General features: G+C 39.5%; 19 protein-coding genes, 3 pseudogenes and 2 riboswitches (1 of these 24 cut by a window edge). Of the genes and pseudogenes, 10 read left to right on the top strand and 12 right to left on the bottom strand.

Features of this window, described 5'->3' with window-relative positions:
• Nucleotides 1-710 precede the first annotated feature (710 nt).
• From D1093_RS10605 to D1093_RS08555, 4 genes and pseudogenes are all read right to left on the bottom strand, one after another.
• Nucleotides 711-986, bottom strand: a pseudogene (locus tag D1093_RS10605) (integrase arm-type DNA-binding domain-containing protein); the annotation flags it as partial.
• 466 nt (nucleotides 987-1,452) lie between these two features.
• Nucleotides 1,453-2,112, bottom strand: a complete 660-nt coding sequence (locus D1093_RS08565) for a methionine ABC transporter permease (RefSeq protein WP_120102015.1) — start codon at nucleotides 2,110-2,112, stop codon at nucleotides 1,453-1,455.
• A complete protein-coding gene (locus D1093_RS08560; protein WP_120102013.1) occupies nucleotides 2,105-3,139 on the bottom strand; it encodes a methionine ABC transporter ATP-binding protein in 1,035 nt (344 codons plus the stop codon). Before D1093_RS08560 ends, D1093_RS08565 begins: the two co-directional genes overlap by 8 nt.
• Nucleotides 3,140-3,166: 27 nt before the next feature.
• Entirely contained in the window at nucleotides 3,167-3,985 is an 819-nt protein-coding gene (locus tag D1093_RS08555) for a MetQ/NlpA family ABC transporter substrate-binding protein (RefSeq protein ID WP_120102011.1), read from the bottom strand.
• Between the two features lie 460 nt (nucleotides 3,986-4,445).
• Here D1093_RS08555 and D1093_RS08550 point away from each other — a divergent pair, with 460 nt between their 5' ends.
• A complete protein-coding gene (locus D1093_RS08550; RefSeq protein WP_120102009.1) occupies nucleotides 4,446-5,108 on the top strand; it encodes an SH3 domain-containing protein in 663 nt (220 codons plus the stop codon).
• 549 nt (nucleotides 5,109-5,657) lie between these two features.
• Here D1093_RS08550 and D1093_RS08545 read toward each other — a convergent pair.
• From D1093_RS08545 to D1093_RS08530, 4 genes are all read right to left on the bottom strand, one after another.
• Nucleotides 5,658-6,689 (bottom strand): aspartate-semialdehyde dehydrogenase, encoded by a 1,032-nt coding sequence (locus tag D1093_RS08545; protein ID WP_120102007.1) that lies wholly within the window; start codon nucleotides 6,687-6,689, stop codon nucleotides 5,658-5,660.
• Nucleotides 6,690-7,185: 496 nt separating this feature from the next.
• Nucleotides 7,186-7,566: a helix-turn-helix domain-containing protein gene (locus D1093_RS08540; protein ID WP_120102402.1), complete on the bottom strand. Its 381-nt coding sequence runs from the start codon at nucleotides 7,564-7,566 to the stop codon at nucleotides 7,186-7,188.
• Nucleotides 7,567-8,534: 968 nt separating this feature from the next.
• Nucleotides 8,535-8,735, bottom strand: a complete 201-nt coding sequence (locus D1093_RS08535; protein ID WP_120102001.1) for a Trm112 family protein — start codon at nucleotides 8,733-8,735, stop codon at nucleotides 8,535-8,537.
• Between the two features lie 13 nt (nucleotides 8,736-8,748).
• Complete coding sequence (locus tag D1093_RS08530) at nucleotides 8,749-9,414, bottom strand: LON peptidase substrate-binding domain-containing protein (protein ID WP_120101999.1); 666 nt, start codon at nucleotides 9,412-9,414, stop codon at nucleotides 8,749-8,751.
• Nucleotides 9,415-9,839: 425 nt separating this feature from the next.
• Nucleotides 9,840-9,937, top strand: a riboswitch (glycine riboswitch).
• 1 nt (nucleotide 9,938) lies between these two features.
• Nucleotides 9,939-10,030, top strand: a riboswitch (glycine riboswitch).
• Nucleotides 10,031-10,074: 44 nt separating this feature from the next.
• On the opposite strand from D1093_RS08530, the gene gcvT reads away from it, so the two are divergent.
• The 4 genes from gcvT (at nucleotide 10,075) to D1093_RS08505 (ending at nucleotide 15,586) form a co-directional block, all read left to right on the top strand.
• Nucleotides 10,075-11,187, top strand: a complete 1,113-nt coding sequence (gene gcvT, locus D1093_RS08525; RefSeq protein WP_120101997.1) for a glycine cleavage system aminomethyltransferase GcvT — start codon at nucleotides 10,075-10,077, stop codon at nucleotides 11,185-11,187.
• 6 nt (nucleotides 11,188-11,193) lie between these two features.
• Nucleotides 11,194-11,562, top strand: coding sequence for a glycine cleavage system protein GcvH (gcvH, locus tag D1093_RS08520; protein ID WP_120101995.1), 369 nt, complete (start codon nucleotides 11,194-11,196; stop codon nucleotides 11,560-11,562).
• Nucleotides 11,563-11,567: 5 nt separating this feature from the next.
• A complete protein-coding gene (gene gcvP, locus D1093_RS08515; RefSeq protein WP_120102401.1) occupies nucleotides 11,568-14,363 on the top strand; it encodes an aminomethyl-transferring glycine dehydrogenase in 2,796 nt (931 codons plus the stop codon).
• Nucleotides 14,364-15,385: 1,022 nt separating this feature from the next.
• A complete protein-coding gene (locus D1093_RS08505) occupies nucleotides 15,386-15,586 on the top strand; it encodes a hypothetical protein (protein WP_120101993.1) in 201 nt (66 codons plus the stop codon).
• Nucleotides 15,587-16,044: 458 nt separating this feature from the next.
• Here the strand turns inward: D1093_RS08505 and alr are convergent, their stop codons facing one another.
• Nucleotides 16,045-17,160: an alanine racemase gene (alr, locus tag D1093_RS08500; protein ID WP_120101989.1), complete on the bottom strand. Its 1,116-nt coding sequence runs from the start codon at nucleotides 17,158-17,160 to the stop codon at nucleotides 16,045-16,047.
• Nucleotides 17,161-17,786: 626 nt separating this feature from the next.
• Here alr and D1093_RS08495 point away from each other — a divergent pair.
• Both D1093_RS08495 and D1093_RS08490 read left to right on the top strand, forming a co-directional pair.
• Nucleotides 17,787-18,617 carry a ferredoxin--NADP reductase gene (locus tag D1093_RS08495; protein ID WP_120101986.1) on the top strand — a complete coding sequence of 277 codons (831 nt, stop codon included), beginning with the start codon at nucleotides 17,787-17,789 and terminating at the stop codon, nucleotides 18,615-18,617.
• Between the two features lie 5 nt (nucleotides 18,618-18,622).
• Nucleotides 18,623-19,042, top strand: a pseudogene (locus D1093_RS08490) (ferredoxin reductase domain-containing protein); the annotation flags it as partial.
• Here the strand turns inward: D1093_RS08490 and eda are convergent.
• Entirely contained in the window at nucleotides 19,012-19,677 is a 666-nt protein-coding gene (gene eda / locus D1093_RS08485) for a bifunctional 4-hydroxy-2-oxoglutarate aldolase/2-dehydro-3-deoxy-phosphogluconate aldolase (RefSeq protein WP_120101982.1), read from the bottom strand. The pseudogene D1093_RS08490 and the gene eda overlap by 31 nt on opposite strands.
• A 112-nt stretch (nucleotides 19,678-19,789) precedes the next feature.
• Here eda and trhO point away from each other — a divergent pair, with 112 nt between their 5' ends.
• The 3 genes from trhO (at nucleotide 19,790) to D1093_RS08470 (ending at nucleotide 24,108) form a co-directional block, all read left to right on the top strand.
• Complete coding sequence (gene trhO, locus D1093_RS08480) at nucleotides 19,790-20,707, top strand: oxygen-dependent tRNA uridine(34) hydroxylase TrhO (RefSeq protein ID WP_120102399.1); 918 nt, start codon at nucleotides 19,790-19,792, stop codon at nucleotides 20,705-20,707.
• A 1,605-nt stretch (nucleotides 20,708-22,312) separates the two neighbouring features.
• Nucleotides 22,313-23,446 carry a type III PLP-dependent enzyme gene (locus tag D1093_RS08475; RefSeq protein ID WP_120101976.1) on the top strand — a complete coding sequence of 378 codons (1,134 nt, stop codon included), beginning with the start codon at nucleotides 22,313-22,315 and terminating at the stop codon, nucleotides 23,444-23,446.
• A 77-nt stretch (nucleotides 23,447-23,523) separates the two neighbouring features.
• Nucleotides 23,524-24,108, top strand: a complete 585-nt coding sequence (locus tag D1093_RS08470; protein WP_120101974.1) for a GNAT family N-acetyltransferase — start codon at nucleotides 23,524-23,526, stop codon at nucleotides 24,106-24,108.
• Nucleotides 24,109-24,897: 789 nt separating this feature from the next.
• Here D1093_RS08470 and D1093_RS08465 read toward each other — a convergent pair.
• Nucleotides 24,898-26,470 (bottom strand): annotated as a pseudogene (locus D1093_RS08465) (DHA2 family efflux MFS transporter permease subunit).
• Between the two features lie 24 nt (nucleotides 26,471-26,494).
• Nucleotides 26,495-26,996 carry the final stretch of an HlyD family secretion protein gene (locus D1093_RS08460; protein ID WP_120101972.1) on the bottom strand. The gene runs 593 nt beyond the window's last position, so only the last 502 of its 1,095 coding nucleotides appear in the window; its start codon lies off the right edge, out of view — the gene reads right to left on this strand; the stop codon is at nucleotides 26,495-26,497.

The following is a 26,996-nucleotide window of genomic DNA, read 5'->3' as shown; positions in this document are numbered from 1 at the left end:
AAGTGTATGATGTGCCGGTTTACGCTTTTATGAAGTGTAAAGATGGCGTCTCAATGAATTGAATATTATACCATTCACGGATACTATCGCGAAATGAGCTTGAGGGCTTTGATGCCTCTTTAAAATAAGCGCATGAATATGCGACGCGAGGTCTATTTCGTTTGGGACATTCTGTTTTTACAAGCAGGGGGTGATCCATTTAAAGAACGTGATAAACAAAAAGTGTAAGGCAATGCGTAATCTCCATTATTTAAAGAATATCGCTTTAGACGCTTTTGAAAACCTTCATGCCGAACTAAAGAATGATGGTAAAGATGAAAATTGGTTTGCACCTTTACGCCTTTAATATTTTTCCAAAATTAGGCAGTTTTCCCATTTTAGAAATTATGCTTGATAGATATGCAATAAGTTCTCTTGCACTTTGGCATATAAAAGAAGGAACAGTGTTTAAAGCTTTTATCCAACTCAATATGTCTCTAAAATAGGCTGTTGTATTTGGTTTAGATTTTGATTTATAAGTAGAAAGTTAAAGAACAAACTTTGTTTAAAAAATAAAACAACGTCATAAAACCATTAATAGACCAGCAATGGATTGGCAAGAGATTGCTATTTTTGATCAAACACTTTGGGAGACAACAATCATACATTAAGAGTGATCAATCATAATTATGGTGGAGGTGTTATAGCCTTGATAGCGATAGCAGATTGTTTTGTCTGTTCGATTGTTTTGATGGGGTGTTGCTAATGGAGTCACGCCTCTCATGCAAAACAGAACGCTATTGGGTTGCTCGTTCACTGGCTTTTGTAAAAGAAACATTTCTCAAGGCATCCAAGCCCATTTCGTGACGGTGCCCGTGAATGGTATAACGATAAAGCCATTGAGCCCCCCATCTTTACGCTTATGAAGTAACAAGTCGGTACCATCGTTATATTTGCCAGCCCCCCCATTGCGACAGACTTTTCTTAAGACGGTTCATAAGAGCCATTTTTAGTCCTTTCTTAATAGTTTTTTATCCACACGCTAATCCCATTTGTAATGTGCAGGCGATTTTGATTGATTCAACATGGAGAGCTTTGAAATGAAAGATCTTACGATATTCGGTGTTCTCATTCAATATGAATAACGCTATATTATCACTATAAATCAATATCTTGTCTAAGTTGCGATCAGATCATGATCAAGAGAGTGATTTAACATGATAATTTATCGTTTTATGGAGAGAGAGTTTTCAATGCTGTAAGATCTCTCATTTCATCTCGTTTTTACAGTGAAGTCATTAAAACTATTTGCTTGGTTACAGACGGATGGAGAAAGATAAAAACTGTTTAAGAAAAAAGCTCCTAATCTCTTATGAGCGTTTTCGATTACCAAGGGGTGTTTCACTTGCGAGGTGTTGCACTTTGGAAGTGGCAAAGAGGATGATAATGCAAGCCCGTGAAATTCTAAGTCTTTTAGTGCTTCGTTTTATCAAGTTTTTGTACGATTTTATCGGAAATCCATTGGGTTGTAATATTGAGCACAATCAAAAGGATAATGACGACGGTCATGATGAAGGTATTATAGCGTTGATAGCCATAGCGGATTGCCATGTCTCCTAAACCGCCTCCACCGAGATACCCAGCAAGTGAGGTGGCACCGATGAGAGAAATGACCATGACTGTAAAACCTGTAATCAGGCTAGGGAGCGCTTCAGGAATAAGAACATGTCTGATAATTTGAAGACGGCTTGCACCCATGGAGCGGACAGCTTCAATGAGGCCGTTTTCAACGGTTTTAAAAGCGAGTTCGGCCATGCGTGCATAAAAAGGAGTCGCTGAAATGGTCAGTATAAAAATGACAGCAGGCATTCCTATTCCTTTTCCTACAACGATACGGGTAACGGGAAGAAGATAAAATGCAAGAATAATAAAGGGAATGGCACGAATACTGTCAATGATCATGCTTAAAGGGCGATTGATGAGAGATGAGGCAAAAATCCCTCCACGTGCTGTTGTATGAAGAAGAAGACCAAGGGGAAGCCCTATAATAAATGCCATAAAAGAAGCACTCAATGTCATCAATATTGTATCAATAACAGCTTGAGGAAGTTCATGAGACAAAACATTAAACATAACCTAATACCTCACAATATCGTCCTTTTTTCGTTAACCATTGAACAGCTTTTTCTAAAGCTTCTTTATCTTCTCCAGGAAGAGCCAAGAAGAGTCGCCCAATGGTTTCATCTTGAACGGTATCAATACCACCATGCAAAATACGTGCTTTTAAACCACTCTCATTTTCTAGCAGATGAAGAAAAGGTTGCTGGGCAATTTCACCAGCAATATTGATTTCAATGACAGCTTCTCGCCCGATTGGTTTGAGATTTTTTGCAAATTTTTCAGGAAGTTGTGGCGTGACAAGCTTGAGCATGGCGATAGTTGTATCATCTTGCGGTGATGTAAAAATGTCTTTCACACGTCCTTCTTCTACAATCTGTCCTTGATTAAGAACAACGACGCGATGCGCTATGGTGCGTACAACTTCCATTTCATGGGTAATGAGCACAATCGTGAGATTGAGGTGTTTGTTAATATTCGCAAGGAGCTCTAGAATAGATTGTGTTGTTTCAGGATCAAGAGCAGAAGTTGCTTCATCGGATAACAATATTTTAGGATTAGCGGCTAGAGCACGGGCAATGCCAACCCGTTGTTTTTGCCCTCCGGATAATTGTGCCGGATAGCAATATTCTTTCCCATATAACCCAACCAATTCAATCAGTTCGAGGGCACGTTTGTGGCGTTGTTTTTTACTGACACCACTTAATTTAAGTGGCAATGCAATGTTATCAAGAATATTTTGTGATGAGAGAAGATTAAAATGTTGAAAAATCATCCCAATCCGTTGACGGTAAGGCGCCCATTCTGTCTCTGATAGATTTGAAATATCAACATCTTCAAAAAAAATGCACCCTGCATCAATCTTCTCTAACCCATTTAAACAGCGGATAAGTGTCGATTTTCCTGCTCCACTGCGCCCGATAATGCCAAGGATTTCACCAGCATGGATATTTAAAGAGAGATTATTAATCACCGGAACACCAGCCGTCTTGTTAAAACAACGGCTGATGTTTTTTAAGGAGATAAGAGTAGGTTTTTCCATTCACGATTACCGGGATGTTTGGCATAATTACCAAGATGTTTGGGCTGTTGTACCAAAAACCTCTTTGATTTTTGCACGGATAAGTTCATTGTTGTAAGCGGCAACTAATTTTTTTACCCATGGTTCATCTTTTTCGCTCGTGCGTACAACGATGATATTATCATAAGGATTATTTTTTGCGCTCTCCCATGCAACTACATCTTTTTCGAAGTTTAATCCAGAAACAATAGCCCAGTTTGTGTTTACAATTGCAATATCAAAATCGTCAATTGCACGCCCTAACATACCGGCATCGAGTTCACGAATTTGCAGGTTTTTAGGATTTTCAATAATATCAAGGGGAGATGCGAGAATATTATGAGGATCTTTTAATTTAATGAGACCTAAAGAATTGAGAAGAAGTAAGGCTCTCCCACCATTTGATGGGTCATTAGGAATACCAACATGTGCACCATCATGCAGATCTTTTAAGTCTTTGATTTTATGTGAATAAATACCTATTGGAGCAATAAATGTATAGCCGACAATTGAAAGTTTATAGCCACGTTGTTTCATTTGTTCATTAAGATAAGGGGCGTGCTGAAAAGCATTGGCATCGATCTCTCCTGCGTTAACTGCGTCGTTGGGCAAAGCGTAATCAGAAAAATAAACAAGTTCAATATCTAAACCATTTTTTTTAGCTTGTTCAGCAGCAACTTTCCAGATAATCGCATCCCGTCCCTCCATAATACCGAGTTTGATTTTTGTTTTGTCTGCAGCCATGGAAAAAGCAGTAGACAAAAAAAGTGCCAAGAGAGAGAGAAATAATCCTCTAAGACGACTACGAGAAAAAAAATTTAATGTCATGTGCTCTTAACTTTCTTTTATAAGAGATTTTTTGAGGGAATCTTCAATATACTCTGTATTTTTTTAAGAAAATCTGAGCCTATACAAGCTTTAGAGAATATTCAATCACTTTTATTTAAAAAAAGAGTATTCTTTTTCTCTCCATTTTCGGCAGTTTTGGAGAAATATCATCCTTTGTTGAGGGAACCAATGACACTTTAAAAACTTCTTTAAGAGGCGATTGATTGAAGAGTCAAGCAATCGGATAATGTTTTCGCTGTCAATTCATAAGGAATAGACTGCGCAATCAAGATCAAAAGACCGTGTTCGTGTAGAGGGGTGGAGGGAACAAAGAGAGATTTTGTTGCAATGGGATTAGGGGCTTTGGGGGAAAAGAAAGATCGGTGAGTATTAGATTTAAACGCGGCAAATTTTGCAAAGGCGAATATTTTGCCCTTCACATGTTAGAGAGGAAAAAATAATGTTAAGAAAGAGATTTTTATCAACAATGATGACTTTATGGGCTTTAGGAGCGTCAGGGGTGGCAATGACTGCTTTTCATGCACAAGCTGGAACCATTGCTGGAACAGTTGCCCGTGTTGCATCAGGTCAGGTGTCTTTACGCACAGGCCCTGCGACAGCTTATAAAGTGATCGCAATGGTTCCAATGGGAGCAAAAGTACAAATTTATGGCTGTCTATCCAATAAAACTTGGTGTTCGCTTGGTTATAGTGGAAAAATTGGCTGGGCATCTGCACGTTATGTCAATGTCAACAATGTTCCCACCGTTGCTTTTAAAAAGATGCCCGTAAATTCTTTGAAGAAGATGTCTGCAAAATCAAACGCCATTATAAAATCGCCAAAAGAAAAAGTAAAACAGGCTGTTTCTGACTTTAAAGCGCTTCCGGCGATGCAAAAAACACGCAAAAACATGCAAAAACTGTACAGAACCGATGTGATTATCGATGCCACAGGTGTCAAAAAAAGGGATGAACGGACAATTTTAAATCCATCTCCAAAAGCACAAGGCGTTTCTGTAAAGCACGTCAATGCTTATAATCCCTTCTTTCCGGATAAGGTTAATGACAAAAATTTTGAACGCAATGAAACGCGTTACCGCGTTGTGACCTATCCTGCTCGATAAGGATAAAGTCAATCTCACGAGAGGGATGACAAAAAAGAGAGATGACAAAAAAATGGCAGCATAAAGAAGAAAATGCTTTATGCTGCTGATCCTATTATCCCGTAAAATGGTATCAAGGCGGCGAGGGTTAACTTAAGGTGGCGAGAGTTAAGAATATTCAGGGTCAAATCCAGTTTATCAACGCCTCGAGATACTGTCTTTAGGATAATGTTTGATGGAATTTGCTTAAGAAAAGCGGTATTTTTTATAGACTGGCTAGGGCTTTTTTTCCTTGTTACTGTTGTGTCGTAAGGCGGCATCAAGGCGGTGATTGGTGCAAACGCGTTAACAAAGTGCGATTGTGTACAAGAGCAGTGTAGATAGAGATCTGCGTTCTTTAAGGTGGCGAGGTATTCAAGGATATTTAACGAGTAGAATTTATCAATGTCCTGAATCTGTCCTTTAGGATGACGATATGAACCCTTAGTGGGGGAAGATCCTGCTGAAGAGAAGCCGGACTTTTTGACAGACCGGCTCTTTAGCTTTTCATTCTTTCGGATAGAGAAATGGTTAATTTGCCGATTTAGGCTTTATCAAATTACGAGAAATGAGCAATTCAGCAATTTGAACGGCATTTAATGCGGCTCCTTTTCTTAAATTATCAGCGACAACCCAGAAAGCTAAACCATTTTCAACGGTGATATCTTCACGAATGCGGCTAATAAAGGTGTCATCTTCTCCCGTACATTCATAAGGTGTGGTATAGCCACCATCTTCGTGTTTATCGATAAGCTGACAACCGGGGGCATCGCGGAGAAGCTCTTGTGCTTCAGGTACGCTGAGTGGTTTTTCAAATTCAACATGGACGGCTTCTGCATGACCGATAAAGACAGGAACCCGAACAGCAGTGGCTGTTAATTTAATTTTGGGATCAAGAATTTTTTTCGTTTCAGCCGTCATTTTCCATTCTTCTTTTGTATAACCATCTTCCATGAAAACATCGATATGGGGAATGACATTAAAGGCAATGCGTTTGGTGAATTTTTTTGATGTAATTGGATCTGCAACAAACACTGCGCGTGATTGTTCGAAAAGTTCGTCCATTCCTTCTTTACCAGCTCCAGAAACCGATTGATATGTAGAGACAACAACCCGTTTAATGGTGGCAGCATCATGGAGAGGTTTTAAAGCTAAGACCAGTTGAATGGTTGAACAATTGGGATTGGCTATAATATTACGTTTAGAAAAGGCACTTACAGCTTGTGCATTCACTTCAGGGACAATCAACGGAACATTGGCATCATAGCGCCACGTGGAGGAATTGTCGATAACGATACAGCCGGCAGCAGCGATTTTAGGGGCATATTCTTTGGAAATGCTTCCCCCCGCAGACATAAGACACAAATCTGTGTCAGAGAAATCATAAGTATCCAGTGCTTTTACTTTTAAAGTTTTGTCCCCATAAGAGACTTCTTGCCCTAATGAGCGTCGTGAAGCCAGAGGGACGATTTCGTGTGCAGGAAAACCACGCTCTTCTAAAATTGTAAGCATTTCACGACCGACATTTCCTGTTGCGCCGACAATTGCAACTTTAAAACTCATTTTCTATACTCCTTCGTGTCTCTCCACGTTTATTCCCCGCGCTATACTCAGGAGAGAGTGAGTTGGTCAAGGAACATCATTAAATTATATCTTCAACAATCCCATTTTGTGCACATCAATCATAATCGTTAGCACAATAAATTAGTTTTATTTCAAATAATTCGGTTTTTTTTAATCTTTCAGAATTGAAAAAATTGAATATTTTATGCGAAGTCTTCATCTCTTTGAGAGTGCACTTAAGTGAATTTTTTATCTTCTGTCAATTGTTTCTCTTCACGTTCTTTAATTTTTAAAAGATGGTATGATGCATCGCATTGGAAGATTTTTTATCTTTTATTTGTTCAGTGTTCAATTATTTGATCTCTTCCCTCCCTCTCTAAAGACAAAGATTTCTACTCAGGCTGTTTTCAGATCAGATAGAAATTTTTGTCCTTTAGGGGAGACAGTTGAAATTCTTGTTAAAGTTATTCAACATATTGATTTCTTTTCCGTAAATTCATGAAAATAAGGGGGTATTTTTTTCATCAGAAATCAATTGCAAGATTGCCTTTTGTTTTTTACGAGTAAGGATTCTGAAGTTTTTCAAAAGTAAATACTCTTCTTTGCTCGATATTTGGTCATCATAATAACAGAGGCTATCTTCTTTTTGTGCGCTATCGGCATAAAAGAAGGAAATGGGAACATCGAGTCTATCAGCAATTTCCTGCAAACATCTTGCACTTACGCGATTTAAACCTTTTTCATATTTTTGTATTTGTTGGAATGTTACCCCCAAATGATTGCCCAATTGTTTTTGAGAAATCCCCATGATTTTTCTTTTGAAGCGAATTTTCTTGCCCAAAGAAATATCGTAAAAATGTGGATTTTTAGTTTGCACTTTTTGCACTTAAAGCCCCCTCCGGTTGCGAGCGCCCTCGCATTAGTATCCGGGGTCTGGAAGTGCTGAAACCGAGTCAGCCTCTTGCTTTTAGTGCTGAAAGCACTTGGACATAACAAGAGCCCCCGGAAACTCCGGGATATCCGCAAAAGCGGGCTAATCTTTATGCTCGGTTTCGGGCTTCCAGGCCCTATTTGATCGTCGCGTACACGACCAAAAACACAAGTTCTATTCATAAGAGAATTATTTTCAATCGTCAATCGAAATTCAAATTGCTTATTCCAAGCAAATAAAGCGCATTTTTAAACCTATGGAAATGTCATGAAAATATGGATGTTCAGTTTGTACTTATGTTTCCACTGGTCGCGAGCGCCTTCGCATTGGTATCCGGGGTCTGGAAGTGCTGACTCAAAACAGCCTCTTGCTTTTAGTGCTGAGAGCACTTGGACATAACAAGAATCCCCGGAACTCAGAGATGTCCACAAAGCGGGTTCATTTTATACATGATTTTAGGGCTTCCAAGCCCTATTAATCGTCGCGTATATGACCAAAAACACAAACTTTATTCATAAGGCACTTGCTTTTAATCGTCAACCAGAGCTACAGAAGTTATTTTGGTTGCTTTTTGCAAAATTTACATGCAACTGTTGCAATGCCTCTTTTTATTTTGATGGGATTTTGGATAATTTCTTGGTGATTATTATGGGGGATATTTTAAATTGTAACTCTATGACTTTTATCCATTATCCATCTCTTTTGTATAGAAACGGAAGCTTGTTTTCGGCTTGCAAAAGCAAAAAGACTTTTTAGCGTAACGATAATATTGGGTGTTGGTAAAGAGAGAATGTTGGTCCTGGCGTGGCATGGATCAGTTTTTTTAAAGATTGCATGAGCACAAGAGAATTTTTCATAAAGCAGTGATTGCTAATAGCTTGTTCCAGAAAAAATGAACAAAGATTTCTTATTTTTTATTGCGTTATTTTTTCATCGTTTTGCAAAGGGCGTGCTTCTGAAGCAAGCATAATGGGAATGCCATTACGAATAGGATAGGCAAGATTGGCTTTGAGAGAAATAAGCTCTTGTGTTTTGCGGTTGAAAGAGAGCGTGCCTTTTGTCATTGGGCAGACAAGCAATTCGAGCATTTTGGGATCTGTCGTCATTTTTTTCATGTTTTTACGTTCATTAGTTTAAACGGTAATCTGTTCCTGTTTGTTTCATCAGTGAGCGTTCTGTTAATGCAAGAAGAGTTTGGGCTCGGCTTTTGATATCTGGAGCTTCAAGGAGAGCTTGTTTTTCTGCTGGGGTAAAGGGGATAAGAGCTGAAAAAGCATTCACCAATATAGGTGTAGGGGCTTCTATGATACTGCTCCAATTATATTCCATTTCATGGATGGTCAGATATTTCTCAACAACATCAAGTAAGCTTTCTCGATGAATATTTTCTTCAATATCGAGTTCTTGTAAGTCTTTTATGTTTGATTGGATGAGAGCTGTTCGATAGGATTTTGTGTTTGTCAATTCTTGTTCTAAGGTGAAACGGCAAACACCTTGTAATATAATGAACAATTGTCCATTGCCTGTTTCACTGTAGTTTGTAATGCGCCCTATACAGCCTGTTTTATAAAGTTGTTTAGAAAAGCGGCCTGTTTCCGATGAAAAAAGGGGTTGAATAATACCCAAGAGACGGTCCGATACCATAACATTTTCAACCATTTCAAGCGATTCTGGTTCAAAAATGTTGAGGGATAAAAAACCACCGGGCAGCAAAAGTGCACCTTCTAAAGGAAAAAGAGCAATTTGTTTTGGAAGATCATTTTCGCAATTATAGGAGATATTACCAGCTTTCATGAGTATGTTGTAACCTTTATTCGGTAATTTTAGTCTGTCAATCATTGCATTTTATGACACTATTAACAAAGCAGAAAATCTACTTCTTGTGCATTAAAATTATACCTATAAAATACTTGAACTCCTTATTCTTAAAAAAATATGAAACCCTACTCTTAAGACTGAATTGCACAAGAAAGAATCTTGTTTTGCGATCTTTTTAGTGTGTGACGTTTTGCATGATTTTCAAGGGGCATTTTTGTCTTAAATTTCCTAAAACGTGTTCCTTACAATTTTTGTAAGCTTCAAAAGGATACTATTATAAATCTTTTGAAGCAGCTTATGCAAGTTTTAAAATGAGAGCCTGTTTATCACTTTACTAATGACAGTACGATAAAGATAGGTTATAGATTAAATCATGCTGGAAAGAGCGTTATCGTTTCTTTCATTCTTTTGCGGGAGAGTGCAGATTGCGAATTTTCGCAGTGCCGCCGAAGGGGAAATAGCCCATAATCTCTCAGGCTTTAAGGACCGTAAAAGGAAGAAGGCAGATCTGGAAAGTCGGGAGAGCCCGCGCCGAAGGTGTAAGCGAAAGGTCTTTTCGCGAGTCTCTCAGGTTGATGACAGAGGGGTGCAGAGACGTCCATATTGTGTGGGTGTTAGCGCAGCTTTGGAGTTATTATGGGCACAGAACAAGAAACATCTTTTTTAAAAACACTTCCTTTATATGATCTGCATGAAAAAGCAGGAGCGAAATTTGGTGCTTTTGCGGGGTGGAATATGCCTTTAACTTATCCTCTTGGCGTTTTGAAAGAGCATCTTCATACGCGTGCACATGCAGGACTTTTTGATATTTCTCATATGAAATTGATTGCCGTTGAAGGAGCACAAGCCGTGGAATTTTTATCCTATGCTTTTCCTATTGATGCAGCAGCTTTAAAGATTGGGCACTCACGGTATAATTATTTGCTTAATGAGCAGGCGGGTATTCTTGATGACCTTATCATTACACGTTTGGAAGAACACCGTTTTATGTTGGTTGCCAATGCGGGGAATGCTCAGGCTGATTTTGTAGAATTGGAAAAGCGTGCTGTTGATTTTGAATGTCAAGTGATTGCTCTTGAAAGGGTATTGCTTGCTCTTCAAGGTCCTGAAGCGGCAGCTGTTCTTGCTGATGCGGATTTACCAGGAAATGAATTGTTCTTTATGCAGGGATTCGAACCACAACAAGATTGGTTTATAACGCGTTCTGGGTATACGGGAGAGGATGGTTTTGAAATTGCTGTCCCCATAGGGCATGCGCATGCGTTGGCTGAAAAATTACTGAGTGATTCTCGTGTTGAGTGGATTGGACTTGCCGCACGCGATAGCTTACGGTTGGAAGCAGGGTTGTGTTTGCATGGAAATGATATTACCCCTGATACAACGCCTATTGATGCGGCTCTAATATGGGCTGTTCCTAAAAGTGTTCGAGAAAAAGCACAATTTTACGGTGCAAAGGCTTTTCTTGAAGCCCTGCAAAAAGGGCCTGCGCGTTGTCGTGTTGGATTAAAACCGCAAACGCGCCAACCTATTCGTGCCGGTGCGGTGCTTCTCGATGATCAGGGTAAGGAGATTGGCATGGTAACATCAGGCGGTTTTGGTCCTTCTTTTGATGGTCCTGTTGCGATGGGGTACGTCCCTATCGCGTATAAAGTTGAAGGAACAGAAGTTTTTACAGAACTGCGAGGAAAAAAGATTGCACTTTCAGTGCATTCTCTTCCCTTTGTTGAACAACGTTATTTTAAAGGATGATTTTTTATGTCGAAAACTTATTTTACACAAGACCACGAATGGCTTAGCGTTGACGGACAAATGGTGACTGTTGGGGTTACACATTATGCGCAAGAGCAATTAGGCGATTTAGTTTTTGTTGATTTACCACAAAGTGGGACAAAACTTTCCAAAGGGGAGGCGGCGGCTGTTGTGGAATCCGTTAAAGCAGCTTCAGATGTTTATTCTCCTCTTGATGGTGAAGTGGTCGAAATCAATGAGGCACTCGCTGATAATCCTGAACTGGTAAACCAAAAAGCCGAAACAGAAGGCTGGTTATGGAAAATGACAGTGCAGGATGAAACACAACTGGAAGAGTTGTTGGATGAAGATGCTTATAAGGCTTTGATTGGATGAGTGTGATGATCGAGCGTTCTTTTTCTTCTCGACATATTGGGCCTCGTCCTGATGAAACACAAAAAATGCTTGATGTTTTAGAGCTCGATAGTGTTGATACACTCATTTCTCAAGCGGTTCCCAATTCTATCCATTTGGGACGTTCATTAAACCTTCCCAAGGCTGCAAGTGAGAACCAAGCCTTAGAAGAACTCTCCAAAATGATGGAGCGTAATTGTGTGCATAAAAGCTTTATTGGGCAAGGATATCATGGAACTTATGTGCCTCCGGTTATTTTACGAAATCTATTTGAAAATCCAGCTTGGTATACCGCTTATACACCGTATCAAGCAGAAATTAGCCAAGGTCGTTTAGAACTCCTGTTTTATTTTCAGACATTGATTAGTGAACTGACAGGTTTGCCTGTTGCTGCTGCTTCCCTTCTTGATGAAGCAACTGCTTTAGCGGAAGCCAATGCTCTTGCTTTTCGTTTTTTCCGTGAGAAAAAAACAAAAATTTCTCTTCAGAGTCTTTTGCATCCTCAGACTTTGAGTGTTGTGCAAACGCGTGCTGAAACACAAGGCATTCGGATCAGCTTTGAGAAAGAAATTTGTCCTGATACAGCGGCAATTGTTCTCTCTTGGCCCGATACAAAAGGTTCTTTTCATGATTATAGTGAGGTCATAAAAGAGGCAAAGGAAAAAGGTGCGCTGGTTATTGTTGTGGCTGATCCTTTAGCGCTTACGCTTATGGAAGCACCGGCAAAATGGGGGGCAGATATCGTTGTTGGTTCTATGCAGCGTTATGGCGTTCCAATGGGGTTTGGTGGTCCCCATGCTGGTTACCTTGCGGTGAGTAATGCGCTCACACGCCTTATTCCAGGGCGTATAGTGGGGCAATCCGTCGATACAGAAGGGCGCGTTGGTTTTCGTTTAGCTTTGCAAACACGTGAACAACATATTCGGCGCGATAAAGCGACGTCAAATATTTGTACAGCGCAGGCTTTGTTGGCTAATATGGCAACCGCTTATGCGGTTTGGCATGGGCCAAAAGGCTTACAAGAAATTGCGCAGCGGATCCATCATTTAACATGTCGTTTCGTTGCTGGTTTAGAGGCTGCTGGTGTTTCTTGTGAAGCAGAGTCTTTTTTTGATTGTGTTAGCATTGTTGTGAAGGGAAAAGCGCCAGAGATTGCGTATCAAGCCAAGATGGATGGACGCCTTGTTCGTGTTTTTGATGATGACACCATTGCAATCAATTTTGATGAATTGTCGACAGAAGAAGATGCCTGTGCTTTAGCAAAGCTTTTGGGGGCACAACTGGTTGATCAGGCGTCTCCACGACTCTTTGGCAAAGAACGGGATGCTGCTTTTCTTTCTCAACCCTTTTTTCATGCGGTTCATTCAGAGACAGATATGATGCGCTTTTTGCGTCGTTTAGCGGATAAGGATTTGGCACTGGATCGGGCGATGATCCCTCTTGGTTCTTGTACAATGAAGCTTAATGCGGCGGCTGAATTGATGCCTGTGAGTTGGGCGAGCATGGCCAATATACACCCGTTTGTTTCACAAGAGGATGCGGCGGGTTATTTGGAGATGATCAATCAATTAAATGCGTGGTTGTGTGAAATTACAGGATTTGCGCAAGTCTCTTTTCAACCAAATTCTGGTGCTCAAGGTGAATATGCGGGGCTTTTGGCTATCCGACGCTATTACCACTCACGGGGTGAACATCAACGGACAGTTTGTCTTATTCCAGCGTCTGCACACGGTACCAATCCAGCTTCGGCGCATATGGCAGGCATGGAAGTTGTTGTGGTAAAATGTTTAAGCGATGGCGATGTTGATGTTGATGATCTCAAAATGAAAGCGCAATTGCATAAGGATAAATTGGCTGCTCTCATGATTACTTATCCTTCAACCCATGGTGTTTATGAGGAAAGCATTAAGGAGATTTGTTCTATTATTCATGAAAATGGCGGACAAGTTTATTTTGATGGTGCTAATCTCAATGCCCTTGTAGGGCTTGCGCGTCCCGCCGATATTGGGGCTGATGTGTGTCATATGAATCTTCATAAAACATTTGCTATTCCTCATGGAGGGGGTGGTCCTGGGATGGGACCCATTGGGGTCGCAGCACATCTCAAACCATTTTTACCAGGGCATGAACAAGATGGTACAACCCATGCAATTTCAGCAGCGCCTTATGGAAGTGCGTCTATTCTTGCCATTACGTGGATGTATATTCGAATGATGGGTGCTGATGGCTTAAAATATGCAACACAAATAGCCATTTTAAATGCTAATTATATTGCTGCACGTCTTTCATCGGCTTATTCTATTCTTTATCGAGGCAAACATGGACGTGTTGCTCATGAATGTATTGTGGATACACGCCTGTTAAAAGATCAGTATGGGGTGAGTGTTGATGATATTGCAAAACGTCTCATTGATTATGGATTCCATGCGCCTACGATGTCGTTTCCTGTTCCGGGAACTTTGATGATTGAGCCAACGGAATCAGAACCAAAAGCAGAAATTGACCGTTTTTGTGATGCATTACTCTCTATTGCTGAAGAAGCCAAAAAAGTTGGGAATGGGGTTTGGCCAAAAGACAATAATCCATTGGTGAATGCCCCTCATACAGTCGCAGATACTTTAGATGATGCTTGGGCGCGACCCTATTCGAGACAAGAAGCTGCTTTTCCCAATAGCTCCCTTGATCCAGCCAACAAATATTGGCCTCCTGTATCGCGGATTGATAATGTTGCGGGAGACAGAATGCTTATTTGTTCGTGTCCACCCTTGGGAAATACTTATTAAATAAAAAATATGTATTTAATTTGTTTATTTGTATAAAGAAAAAAAGCCCACACTCTCTGTGTGGGGTTTGTGCTTATTGAGAGCCATGCTCCTATGGCGTTATTTGTCTATTTTCTAGAATTTTTCTTTGTTTTTACAACATGAGCAAAATCGAAAAAGTTGACAAAAAAGCTGTACTTTGTAGGCGATAGGTATGCTCTCCTTTTTTCTATCGTATGACATGGTTTGAGTTGACTAGGCGTATCGGTTATTTCTAAGCCAATGTCCACATAAACGAGAGCTAAACCTATGGGGATAGGGTTCACAGTCTTGTTACATAGGTTGTGACATGCTACTCTTACCAAGGAGCCTATGACCCATTGCAGAAAGAATAAATTCACTTTTAGTGCTTTTGATAATAAAGGCAGGCGAAATTCTGTTGTCGCATCTCGTCAGTCTTTCAGATTTTCGAGCCAAGAATTGTCTCAATATTTCTCTTCTATTGGCTCTTTATGAAGATGACGCAAAAAATATGGATGAACACCTGTCAGAATAAGTAAACATAAAGCCAAATGGTGTTATGGTTGTTTTTTACAGAGTCTCTTGTAAAACAACGGGATATCTTTCCAGTTCATTGCAGGTTAGTTTTTGACTTTATGGCATTATTTTCTTGAGAGTGCGTATGCTTTAGCTGTTGCCTATCAATCTACATCCAAATCTAACACAGCATCATATTGGGGACAGAGATTGAAGAGAAAAAGAGCTTTATGAGTAAGTTCCAGCTTTTTTATGCCAGATGAGGGCGAGGGGATTGCGTATCTGTGGTGGGGTTATCTTTAAAATTGAAAGACAATCTCATTTTGGAAAAATGTAAAAGCTGTAAAGGTGAAAATCAATCCTCAGTTTGTCATCTCCTTTTAATTTAGCTTTACAGATTTCAAAAGCATCTAAAACAATGTTTTTTAAGAGTGGAGCTTCCACATTGCCTCATGCTTTTGTTTATTGTGTTCTTTAATGGGGTCACAACTCTCATGTAAAATAGAATGCCCCAAACAGAATATACTTGGGTTATTGATTCACGTGTTTCTTTTAAAGAGACCTTTCGCTTCCAATCTTATTTTGCGACGGCGGCTCGTGAAGGGTATATCGTACAAATCTATTGGGTATCCTATCTTTACGCTTGTGAAGGCATAATCCGGCATCATCATGCACTTTGCTTTCATACACTTCGTGAGAGTGCCTAATGGTATAACCTTTGGCACTTGAGATGGTTCATAAGGGTCTTATTCCCTATCCTAAATCATTTTTATCTATACGCAATCCAGCTTGTGGTATGCAAAAGAATAAATTTGTTGCTCACGATGAACGAGGGAAAAAGGCTAAAAACGAGAGAAACTTACGAGATTGGCTGTTTTGTTCCGTATGTAGAGAATGAATATTTTGACCAAATTGGGCATTCATTTTAAAAACTTGGCAATGAATTCTTTTCCGTTAATTTATGTGAAAAAGAGGTTCAATTTTTGTGTTTTGGGTGAAGTCCACTTTTATAAAACAGCCTATCAACTTGTTTATTGGGGGAACTTTGTGAATATGCGGTGTCTCATGATCATTTTATGCGATTAATTGTTGTAAAAACTTTCGGTAAAGCTCTCTGATTTTCTAAGCTGATGATTTGTAGCGGTTTATTTGTTTAAAAAGTCTTTCATGTGTAAATGTATCTATAGCGTGATCCAAGGGATGTTAAAATTTCATTGGGAAGGGTGTTGGCATCTGTAGCCACCTTTTCAAGTGTTTGATGGGGACCAATGAGTTCTACCCAGTCACCTGTTTGAGGTTTTTGATCAAGATCGGTTGTATCTACAATAATGGAATCCATAGAAACGCGTCCAACCATGGGAAGTTTATATCCATTGAAATAAACAGCTCCTTTATTTGAAAGAGCACGAAGCCAACCATCTGCATAGCCAATAGAAATGGTTGCAAGAGTGCTTGGTCTGCTGGTGATAAAAGCTTCTCCATAACCAACAGGTGTGCCTATATCAACAACACGGTTTTGAAGAACTTGGGCTTCAAGTTTTAAAACAGGTTTGAGAAGGGATGCGTGTTTTCCTGAAGGGTCGCTTCCGTACAGTGCAATACCGGGGCGAACAAGATCAAAATAAAAATCCATACCTAAAAAAATACCTCCAGAATTGGCAAAGGAAGCTCTACAAGGCGGCAGTTGCGCAAGGATTGTTTTGAAAGAGGTTAATTGGGCATCATTTGATGGGTGGGTATCATCTTCTCCGTTAGCAAGGTGACTGAGAATATATTTTATGTCTGCGGTTTCAAAAATTGTAGGGCGTTTGATGAGTTTTTGTAATTCTTTTTGATCAAGTCCTAATCGGTTCATATGGGTATCGATTTGAACAATTGCTGGAAATTTTTTATCCTTTTTTTGACAAATCTTTTGCCAAATTTCAATGGCATTCCAAGAGTTTAGGACAGGCACAATACCAGACTGTGCGACAAATTCTTCTGCTAAGTGTGGAAGTCCATTTAGAAGAGCAATCGTGACATCTGATGGTAAAATGCTTTTTAAGTGCAATGCTTCTCTAATTTGAGCAACAAAAAAAGTACGACAACCCGCTTGATAAAGGGCAGGAGCAATTTTGTGAGCGCCTAGCCCATAGGCATTTGCTTTGACAACGGCTGAACATTGTGTTGGCGCTACACGTTTGGCTAAAGTGATATAATTGGCAACAATGGCACTGACATTAATGGTTGCGACAGCGGTATAGAGTGATGTGTTTATTTCATCATTAGCGGATTTGTTCATTTTAAAATCTTATCTGTGTTTGTGCGTACGGCTTTTTCTTTAGTTATGTTACAGAGGTTCCTTAGGATACAAGGAAAAGATACTATTTGCGACGGTCAAAATCATAAATCTCCCATACTGAATTATGTACCATGAAAGCCATTTTTTATCTAAAATGATACTCTGGATATAAGAGATATTTTAGTTTTATTTGTGTTGTTAGCAACACGGTGTTTTCTGATAACTTGTGGAACATAGACTTTTGATTTTTACTTATTTTCTCTTGTTGAGGCATATTAAAAAAAATAAAGCATAATTTATTGTATTGTATCATTTTGAAGAGTGCAATGTTAGGCTGTTGGTTGCGGATGAGGTTGTTTTGATGAACCTGCATGGCTCTCTTAACAATGGAAAATATGCGTTGTGTGTTAAAAGCGAAGAAAGTGTAGTGATTGTTTAAGGCTCAAGATTTTTATTTTTCTTTGAATATAATTTGTATTGGCATTTTCTTCATGCGATTGATTTGGACATAAAAGTGTTAATCTTAAGACTTTTGTTTTAAGAAAATTGTTGGCAGATGGTGATGCACGTACTATATCACGTCAGGGATTCGAAATTTAACGTTCAATAAAGATATGGGGAAGTGTATGAATACGTCTGCTACCAATGTTCCGTCAAACAGCAGCAGCGTTGCTTCAAATTTTCCGATTCCTGAGAATGTATACGCTCTTACGGTTCAAGAAGTTTATCATTATACAGATCGTTTGTTTAAATTTCGCCTGAATCGTCCGGAAAGTTTTCGTTTTCGTTCGGGTGAATTTGTTATGATCGGTTTGCCAAATGCAAAAAAGCCGATTTATCGTGCTTATTCGATTGCAAGTCCCTTTTGGGATGAACAGCTTGAGTTTTTTTCGATAAAAGTTCCAGGAGGGCCATTAACTGAGCATCTGCAAAAAATTAAAATCGGTGATACAGTCCTTATGCGTAAAAAATCTACAGGAACTTTGGTTCTGGATGCTCTTATTCCTGGAAAACGCCTTTATCTCCTTTCAACAGGAACGGGGGTTGCTCCTTTTGCAAGCCTTATTCGTGATCCGGATACTTATGAAAAATTTTCAGAAGTTATTCTTATTCAAACAACGCGTGAAAAGAATGAGTTAACTTATGCAAAAGACCTTGTTTGCTCTTTGCAACAAGATCCACTGATTGGGGAATATGCACAACAGTTGAAATTTTATCCTATGACTACGCGTGAATCTTCTGAGCATATGGGGCGCATTACGACTGTTATGGAGAGCGGTGCTTTTTTTGAAACAACCGGTCTGCCCAAAATTCATCCTGATGAAGATCGGGTGATGATTTGTGGTTCCATGGCAATGTTAAAAGATTGTGCAAGGATGTGTGAAAGCTTTGGTCTTGTTGAAGGGGCGAATAATGTTCCTGCGACTTATGTTGTAGAGCGCGCTTTTGTAGAGTGATGGTAGGGGCTGGTGCTCCTTTTGCAAACCTTATTCGTGATCCTGAACTTTGTAAAAAATTTTCAGAAGTTGTTCTTTTCAAACATCGCATGAAAAGAATGCGTTGGCTTATGCAAAAAACCTTGTTTGCTCTTTGCAACAAGATCCATTGATTGGGGAATATGCACAACAGTTGAAATTTTACCCTATGACCACGCGTGAATCTTCTGTGCATATGGGACGTATTACGGCTGTTATGGAGAGCGGTGTTTTTTTTGAAACAACAGGCTTGCCCAAAATTCATCCTGATGAAGATCGGGTGATGATTTGTGGTTCCATGGCAATGTTAAAAGATTGTGCAAGGATGTGTGAAAGCTTTGGTCTCGTTGAAGGAACAAATAATGCGTCCGCACCTTCATGTTGTAGAGTGCGTTTTTGTAAAGTGAGAGAAGAGTTGTGACGCAGTATGCGCTAAGGCACTCATCGAATCCCAATCCTTTATAGCAATCAGCTGTTGGGGTGCTATCCAAGAACCGCCAACGCAGAAGACGTTAGGAAGTTGGAGCCATTGTGTTGCACTTTTTTGTGTTAGACCGCCTGTAGGGCAAAAGAAAATTTCAGAGAAAGGAGAGGCTAACGCTTGGATGAAGGCAAGACCTCCAGCGGTTTTGGCAGGGAAAAATTTAAGATATGAATAGCCTTTGTCTAAAGCTTGCATGAGTTCACTTGGGGTCATTGCACCAGGAAGAAGCGGAATTTCACTATTTTTTGCACAATTGATTAATTCATTTGATAATCCAGGGCTTACGATGAATTTTGCTCCAGCTTGTTCGGCTTGTTCGTAGTGTGTTGTGTTGAGAATTGTTCCAGCCCCAACAATAGCTTCAGGGACTTCTTGTGTCATTATCTGAATGGCTTTGAGAGCATGTGGTGTTCGCAAGGTGATCTCAATTGTTTTTAATCCGCCTTTGACAAGAGCTCGTGCTAAAGGTACAGCATCTTGTAAATTGTTGATGGTCAAAATAGGTATAACAGTTTGTCCTTGGAGGTATGATAAAAGGGTTTCTCTTTTTTGGCACATAATGTTCTTTCTTCGAGAGGATATTATTTATATCGTTTGATTAAGCACAATATGTTAAAGAGTAAATGAATAGATCTTGAAATTAGATGAAACGCGCGTTATGGCAAAAGACATGGAAAAGAATTTTAAAGTTGCTGCACTTTATTGCTTTGCAGATTTGAAGCATTATCGTCAATTACAAAAGCCTTTGCAGGATTTATGTCGGGCAAAGGATATCAAAGGAACCCTCCTTTTAGCACAAGAGGGAATTAATGGAACTGTTGCTGGTTCTTGTGAAGCGATTGAGGCGTTGATCGATTTTATTACGGCTGTGCCAGCGTTTCAAACGCCGGAAATTAAATATTCATGGGCATCAAAAATGCCTTTTCATCGCATGAAAGTGCGGTTAAAAAAGGAAATTGTAACAATGGGCGTTGAAGGGGTTGATCCGCTAAAAGTTGTTGGGACTTATGTGGAGCCTGAAGATTGGAATGCTCTTATTCAAGATGAAGAGACAATTTTGATCGATACCCGGAATGATTATGAATATGCAATTGGGAGTTTTCAAGGAGCGATTGATCCACAGATTAAAACATTTCGCGAATTTCCTGAATGGGTGCGTCAACATGAAGCTGATTTGAAGAAAAAAAAGAAAATTGCTATGTTTTGTACAGGTGGTATTCGGTGTGAAAAATCAACAGCGTATGTTCGTGAACTTGGGTATGACCAAGTGTACCATTTAAAAGGAGGAATTCTGAAATATTTGGAAACAATTCCAAAAGAGAGAAGTTTATGGTGGGGAGAATGCTTTGTTTTTGATGAGCGGGTTTCTGTGCAGCATGGTCTTGAGGAATGTGGACGCGAACTCTGTCGCGCGTGTCGTTCTCCTCTGAATGCTGAAAGCAAATTATCGCCTCATTATGAGGAAGGTGTTTCTTGTGAGGCTTGTTATAACACGCGTAGTGAAGCGGATAGAGAGCGTTTTCGTGAGCGCCATAGACAATTCCAATTATTGAAGTTGCGTGCAATTGATGCGCATCAAGGAACGTAAGAATATCCTTGTGTAGGGATTTAAGGTTTAGCATTTTTCTTTTAAATTCAAGAGAGAATCGCCTTTATCTTGGTAGAAAAATATTTCATAAGACCGGATGTTTTTCGGTCTTTTTCTTTACATTAATTTATTGATTGATAAATAATCATTATAGATTTTCCACTCTGCTTTATTTGATAGGAGATTGTATCTTTTAAATACTTTTCATTTTAAAATAGAAAAGCCGTTGACGAACAGTCTAGAACATTGATTTATAATAATTTACTGTTTCCATCTTGAATAAGAGATCTGAATATTGTGAGGTTTTTTTCATTCCAAGTCTGTTTCTATATTGAATCAATTAAAATCCATGTCTTTTGCACATTACAAGCGAGGAAAGTCCTGTAGAGTAAAATGATACAAGAAAGATATGCCTCTTATGAATCCTCTTAAATGTCAAGAGCTGTTGCACATTGGTTTAGTGCGTGATGATGATCGGCTCGCTCTTTTATGAAGCTTCAAGATGGTGAAACGCAGTTGAGTTATACCATATCGGCTCTATTATACAGTGATTTTACATGATCTCTTGCTTTAAGGATAGGGTGAAATGGATGTTGAAAGTACGGATGTTTTTTTAGGATATTAGTGAGCAAGATAAGGGGTGATGGGGGGAAGGATATCGTTATCTTTAAAGATGCTGCTGCTTCAGTCCAGATATCCCCAGATTTCAATGTTGGAATTCCTCACGTTAAAAGGATTTATAAGAGATATTTTACTCTTTTTTTCAACTTTTTTGTAGCCACACGCTGGTTTACACTTGTGATGTGAAAAGACATGATTGTGATTGATGCATTTGTAAGAGAGGGGAAAATGAAAGTATTTTAAGATTGGATTCTTGATCTAAGATTAGAATAATGAAAGTATCAATTATAAATGAATGTGTTGAGTGTGATATGTTGCGTTTTTTTTATAAAGAATGTTGGAAAAATAGAATGGGAAAGCTAAACAAGAGGCGCTTTTAAAGCAAGATTGTGATTTCTGTTGTACGGATTGTGTAGGGGAGTGATCTCATAAAAGTGGGCGGATGGCTTTATCTGGTGGCGGAGAGTGTTGCTTTTTAGCATCATGTTCTCTTGAAAGATTAAAAAATGTTTAAAAATAAAAAAATGATTGAAATGAGAGAGGATTCGTTTTATAGGACTCCTTGCCCAAAGTCGCACGTGCCTGTGGGTGTCCGCTGGTTCTCAAATGGTGAGGTCAACCGGTACGGTACCTGGAACTAACCGCTCCAGTCATTCTTGCAGCCAATTGCAAAAATGAGGACATCTTGAAGCAACGACGGTGCGGGCCTTTCTGGTGTCTTCCAGCTTTTAAATGCTGGGATTACTATAGAGGCACACCTCATTGCCTTCAGTGCGGAAGTGGTTTTCTCAACTCCAATCAAAAAGGCAGATAAAGTAGAATAACGCGGCTTTCGCGCTGTTCTTTCGCTGCATGCAATGCTAATTTCTGGTTTTTGGTGATCAGAATGGGGATGGTTGTTGTGTGTTTTTTGTCCTTTGGCTTTTGGCAGTTTTGGCTGTCCAAGCATAGAGTGGGGGAGCATTCCCTCAAGGAGAATTGCAGATGGCAACGCAACGTATTCGCGATTTTCTTGCAACGCATCGTTCTGAAGGTCCATGCTTAATTGTTGATCTTGATGTTGTTCGTGACAACTATTTAAATTTTGAAAAAGCTCTGCCGCAGTCTCGTATTTTTTACGCAATAAAGGCCAATCCAGCTCCTGAAATCTTGCGTTTGCTAAGTTCTTTAGGATCTTCTTTTGATGCGGCTTCTGTTGCAGAAATTGAAATGGCTTTAAAAGCAGGGGCAACGCCAGAGCGTATTTCTTTTGGGAATACGATTAAAAAAGAACGTGATATCGCACAAGCCTATGCATTGGGCGTTTCACTTTATGCGGTTGATTGTATTGAAGAAGTCGAAAAAATTGCACGTGCTGCTCCAGGAGCGCGGGTTTTTTGCCGCGTTCTTACCGATGGAAAAGGTGCAGAGTGGCCATTGTCACGAAAGTTTGGTTGTGTCCCTTCTATGGCGGTTGATGTGCTAAAACGCGCACACCAATTAGGTTTGCAAGCCCATGGTGTTTCTTTTCATGTTGGATCTCAGCAAGTTGATCTAAGTGCGTGGGATCGTGCTTTATCGGATGTCGCTGCGGTTTTTAAAAATTTAGAACAAGAAGGTATTTCACTGAAGTTGGTGAATATGGGGGGTGGTTTTCCAACGCGTTATTTAAAAGATGTTCCTACAGAACAAGTTTATGGTACGGCAGTTTTTGATTCATTAAAAAAGCATTTTGGCAATCGTATTCCTGAGACAATTATTGAGCCAGGGCGTGCTATGGTTGGCAATGCGGGTGTTATTCGCACAGAAGTTGTTCTGATCTCTAAAAAAGCTGATAATGATAATGTCCGATGGGTTTATCTTGATATTGGAAAATTTAATGGTCTTGCTGAAACGATGGATGAAGCCATTCGTTATCCTATTGAGACCCCTCATGATGATAAGGTTATGGAGCCTTGTATTTTAGCTGGACCAACATGCGATTCGGCAGATGTTCTCTATGAAAAAACACCTTATCCGCTTCCTTTATCCCTAACGATCGGAGATAAGATATTGATTCATGGAACGGGTGCTTACACAGCAACTTACGCATCTGTTGCCTTTAATGGTTTTGAACCTTTACGATCGTATGTGATCTGAAATTTCCTTGTAACGATAGGTGTTTTTAGATTTTTTGCTGTGCTCGTCATTGCACTATAAGAGGGTGGGTCATCGAGATGAACATGATTAATTTTCAAACAAAAAATGGGGCATGTTTTACACTTTTATTGGAGCAAGAAGCAGACAAGCCTTATCGAGAAATTTTGCTTGATGCAACGATGGGGCGTGGACGTAAACGTAAGTCATCAGAGGCTTTACGTCGTGGTCGGTTAGCGGCTCAAGGGCTTTCTTTTGTGGTTAAAAATGTATTTGGTGAGCTTGTGGGCAGTGTACGTCTTTGGCATGTGTCTTTTTTAAAAGAAAAAAATGAAACACAACATGCTTTACTTTTGGGACCTTTGGCTGTTGCTACTGAATGTTCTGGTATGGGAATAGGATCAATTTTAGTCCGCCATGCAATTGAAACAGCCAAAAAATTAGGATATGGCGCTATTTTATTGGTAGGAGATTTTGAATTTTATCAACGTTTTGGTTTTTCAAATCGCTTAACAGAAAATTTAGCTATGCCTGGTCCTTACGAAAAGCATCGTTTTCAAGGCTTAGAACTGATACCACACTATCTTTCTGGTTGTTATGGCACTTTGGTTGCGAGCGGAGAACGAGCCGTTTCTAGGCGTTTTCAGCATCATAAAGTGGCTTGAAGATTGTATTTATTTTGTTTTTCGATACTGCGGGCAGTAAAAAAGAGAGCCTATTGGCAGGCAACAAAGAGTTTGTACAGAGCATAAAAAATAAAATTACATGTTTGAAAACTTCTTAAAAAAACATATTCTTACCTTTTTACTCTAAAGAGAATAGCTTCTAAAGACAATGTTTTTCAAGTGGTATGAGCGTGTCGAATACAGGATTCTCATTTCAAATTTTATATGCAGAATCAAAAAATCATTGCTCTATATAGAGTAGCAGCTTCTGATCGTAAGGAAATGGGGACGTAAATAAAACTCAAAAGAATCATCAATCTTTTATGAAATACTTCAAAGAAAGAGGACACCATGGAGAATAGGAAAAGAAAAAGGTGATCCATTCTCGTAAGCTTAAAAAGAGTGAAGCGCACAGAATCTTACAGGATCGTTTTTATGAGGACAGTAGCGTAAAATAGATTGTCCGAAAGATGAGAAATCTCATGAGAGGGAAAATATTTTTTTTAATAGTTTTTTTGCCCTATGGTGAGAAATCAAAAATATTACAGAAAGAGCTGCTTTATTTTCTATGGTGTAGAGCCCTTATGATCAAGTCTTTATTTTACTATCCTCTCATCTAAAATAAGTTTTCATGTGAGATGTTATTTTTTTATGTCTAAAGAGTTATGCATTGAAAAGAATTTTTATCAGAAAAAGTTGTTTAGGATCATATGCTGACTTATCTTCTTCCTTAAGGGACGATAAAGTTATCGAGAATAGTAATAAGGTATTTCTCACTTTAAATTCAACTCAGTGACTTGGTGGAGAATCAGTGAGGGGCGGTATTTTTTTTGAGAAAAATGGTCATAAATGCCAAAAGTCCAAAAGTAATGGTTATGATAAAGAAAATATCACTAAAAGCCATAATCATTGCTTGTATGCGTGCCATACCAGACAATTGAGAAAGAGCAAGCGTATATGAATCAAAGGTCTCTGTCTTGAAAAATAAAGTAAACTTTGAAAGCATTTCAGTTGCTTGTCTGTTTGCGTAGTTCAGCGTTTCGGCTATTCGTTCGTAATGGAAGTCTGTGCGTTTTGTCATGAGAGTACTGATAATGGCAAGCCCTACAGCTCCACCCAGATTCCGTGTGAGATTAAAAAGTCCAGAAGCATTTTGCATGCGTTCTGGCGGCAGTGTTCCTAAGGCAATGTTATTAACAGGAACCATACATAACATTACAGAAGCACCACGGAAAACTTGCGGCCAAAAGAGTTGCCAAAAATCCCAGTTGTCCGTGATAGAACTCGCCATCCAAGTTCCTATTGCAAAGCCAAAAAGTCCTATCGCCATCATCAAACGTGCATCCATTCGTGCGGAAAGATATCCGGCAAGAGGTGCCGTTAATAACATGACAAACCCTGAAAGAAACAATGTTTCTCCAATCATGAGGGCATCATAATGGCGGATTTGGCTCAAATAAACGGGATAAAGATATGTGAGTCCATAAAGACCTATCCCTAAAGAAAAGGAAAAAATGGATGCAGCAGAAAAATTAAAATTAGAAAAAGTCGTAAGATCAACAATAGGCTCTTTTGCCGTAAATGCGCGCCAGAAGAAGAGGGCGGCAGACAAGATCATGATAATGAATAAGTCCCGAATCAGCCGATCATTTAGCCAATCATGACGTGCGCCTTCTTCTAGGACATACTCTAAAGTTCCCAGAAAAACAGCCATAGAAATGAGCCCCAACCAGTCAAATTTAGCCATGAGAGATGGATTTGCTTTATCAAAATCAATCAATTTCCAAGCGAGAATCGAAATAATAATCCCAAAAGGCACATTGATGAGAAAAAGCCAGTGCCATGATAAGAGATGACAGAGATAACCACCGACCGTTGGACCAATCGTGGGGGCGAGTGTTGCCACGAGTCCAACAACAGGGGTAACAACTGGGCGTTTGGAAGGAGGAAAAAGAACATAAGAGGCGACAAAAACGCTTGGGATAATTCCACCACCGATAAAACCTTGCAATGCACGATAGATAATCATCTCTCCAATAGATGTTGCTGTTGCACAAAGAACAGAAGTAATCGTAAACCCGACTGCTGATATGGTGAAGAAAACGCGTGTTGAAAGCAATCTTCCTAAGAACCCAGAAAGGGGTAACATGATGACTTCAGCAATGAGATAGGAAGTTTGAACCCATGAAATCTCTTCAGAGCTTGCAGCAAGACCAGCTTGAACTTCAGCTAAAGAGGAAGCAACGATTTGTATATCCAAAATCGCCATGAACATGCCAAAGGCCATAACGATGAAAATCACAATGTTACGGATTTCTATGCGCTCTTGAGACTGTATGGGCTTTGGTATCGAAGATGTCATAATAATGAGGTCATTTACTTGTTATTATAAGAGGCTTTTATCTTGTGGTTTTGTCCGTGTATCAACTTCTACTGAAACACTCATTCCTGCCCGGATATGTCCGGTCTTTAAGATTTCCTCTGGAATAGAAATACGTACCGGAATACGTTGGACAATCTTTGTAAAGTTACCCGTCGCGTTTTGTGGAGGAAGAAGAGAAAAAACAGCACCCGTTGCGGGTGAAATAGAAAGCACTGTTCCTGTAAAGACCTCCTTTTCGAAGGCATCAACAGAAATATAAGCCTTTTGTCCCGCATGAATATTTTGCAACTGTGTTTCTTTATAGTTTGCTTCGATATAAAGTGCATGGATAGGGACTAATGCTGCAAGGCGTTGGCCATTTACAACAAAATCTCCCGTTTTTGCTGTTAAATTTCCTATAATTCCATCAAATGGTGCACGTATAATGGTTGAATCAAGATCACGTTGTGCTTTTTCACGAGAAAGTTCTAAACTCTTTGTTTGGCTTTCTGTTTCACTTCGTTGT

It is taken from the genome of Bartonella kosoyi, from assembly GCF_003606325.2.
Classification (GTDB): domain Bacteria; phylum Pseudomonadota; class Alphaproteobacteria; order Rhizobiales; family Rhizobiaceae; genus Bartonella; species Bartonella kosoyi.
The sequence above is the reverse complement of the archived record's forward strand: the minus strand, read 5'-3'. Positions and strand labels throughout refer to the sequence as shown.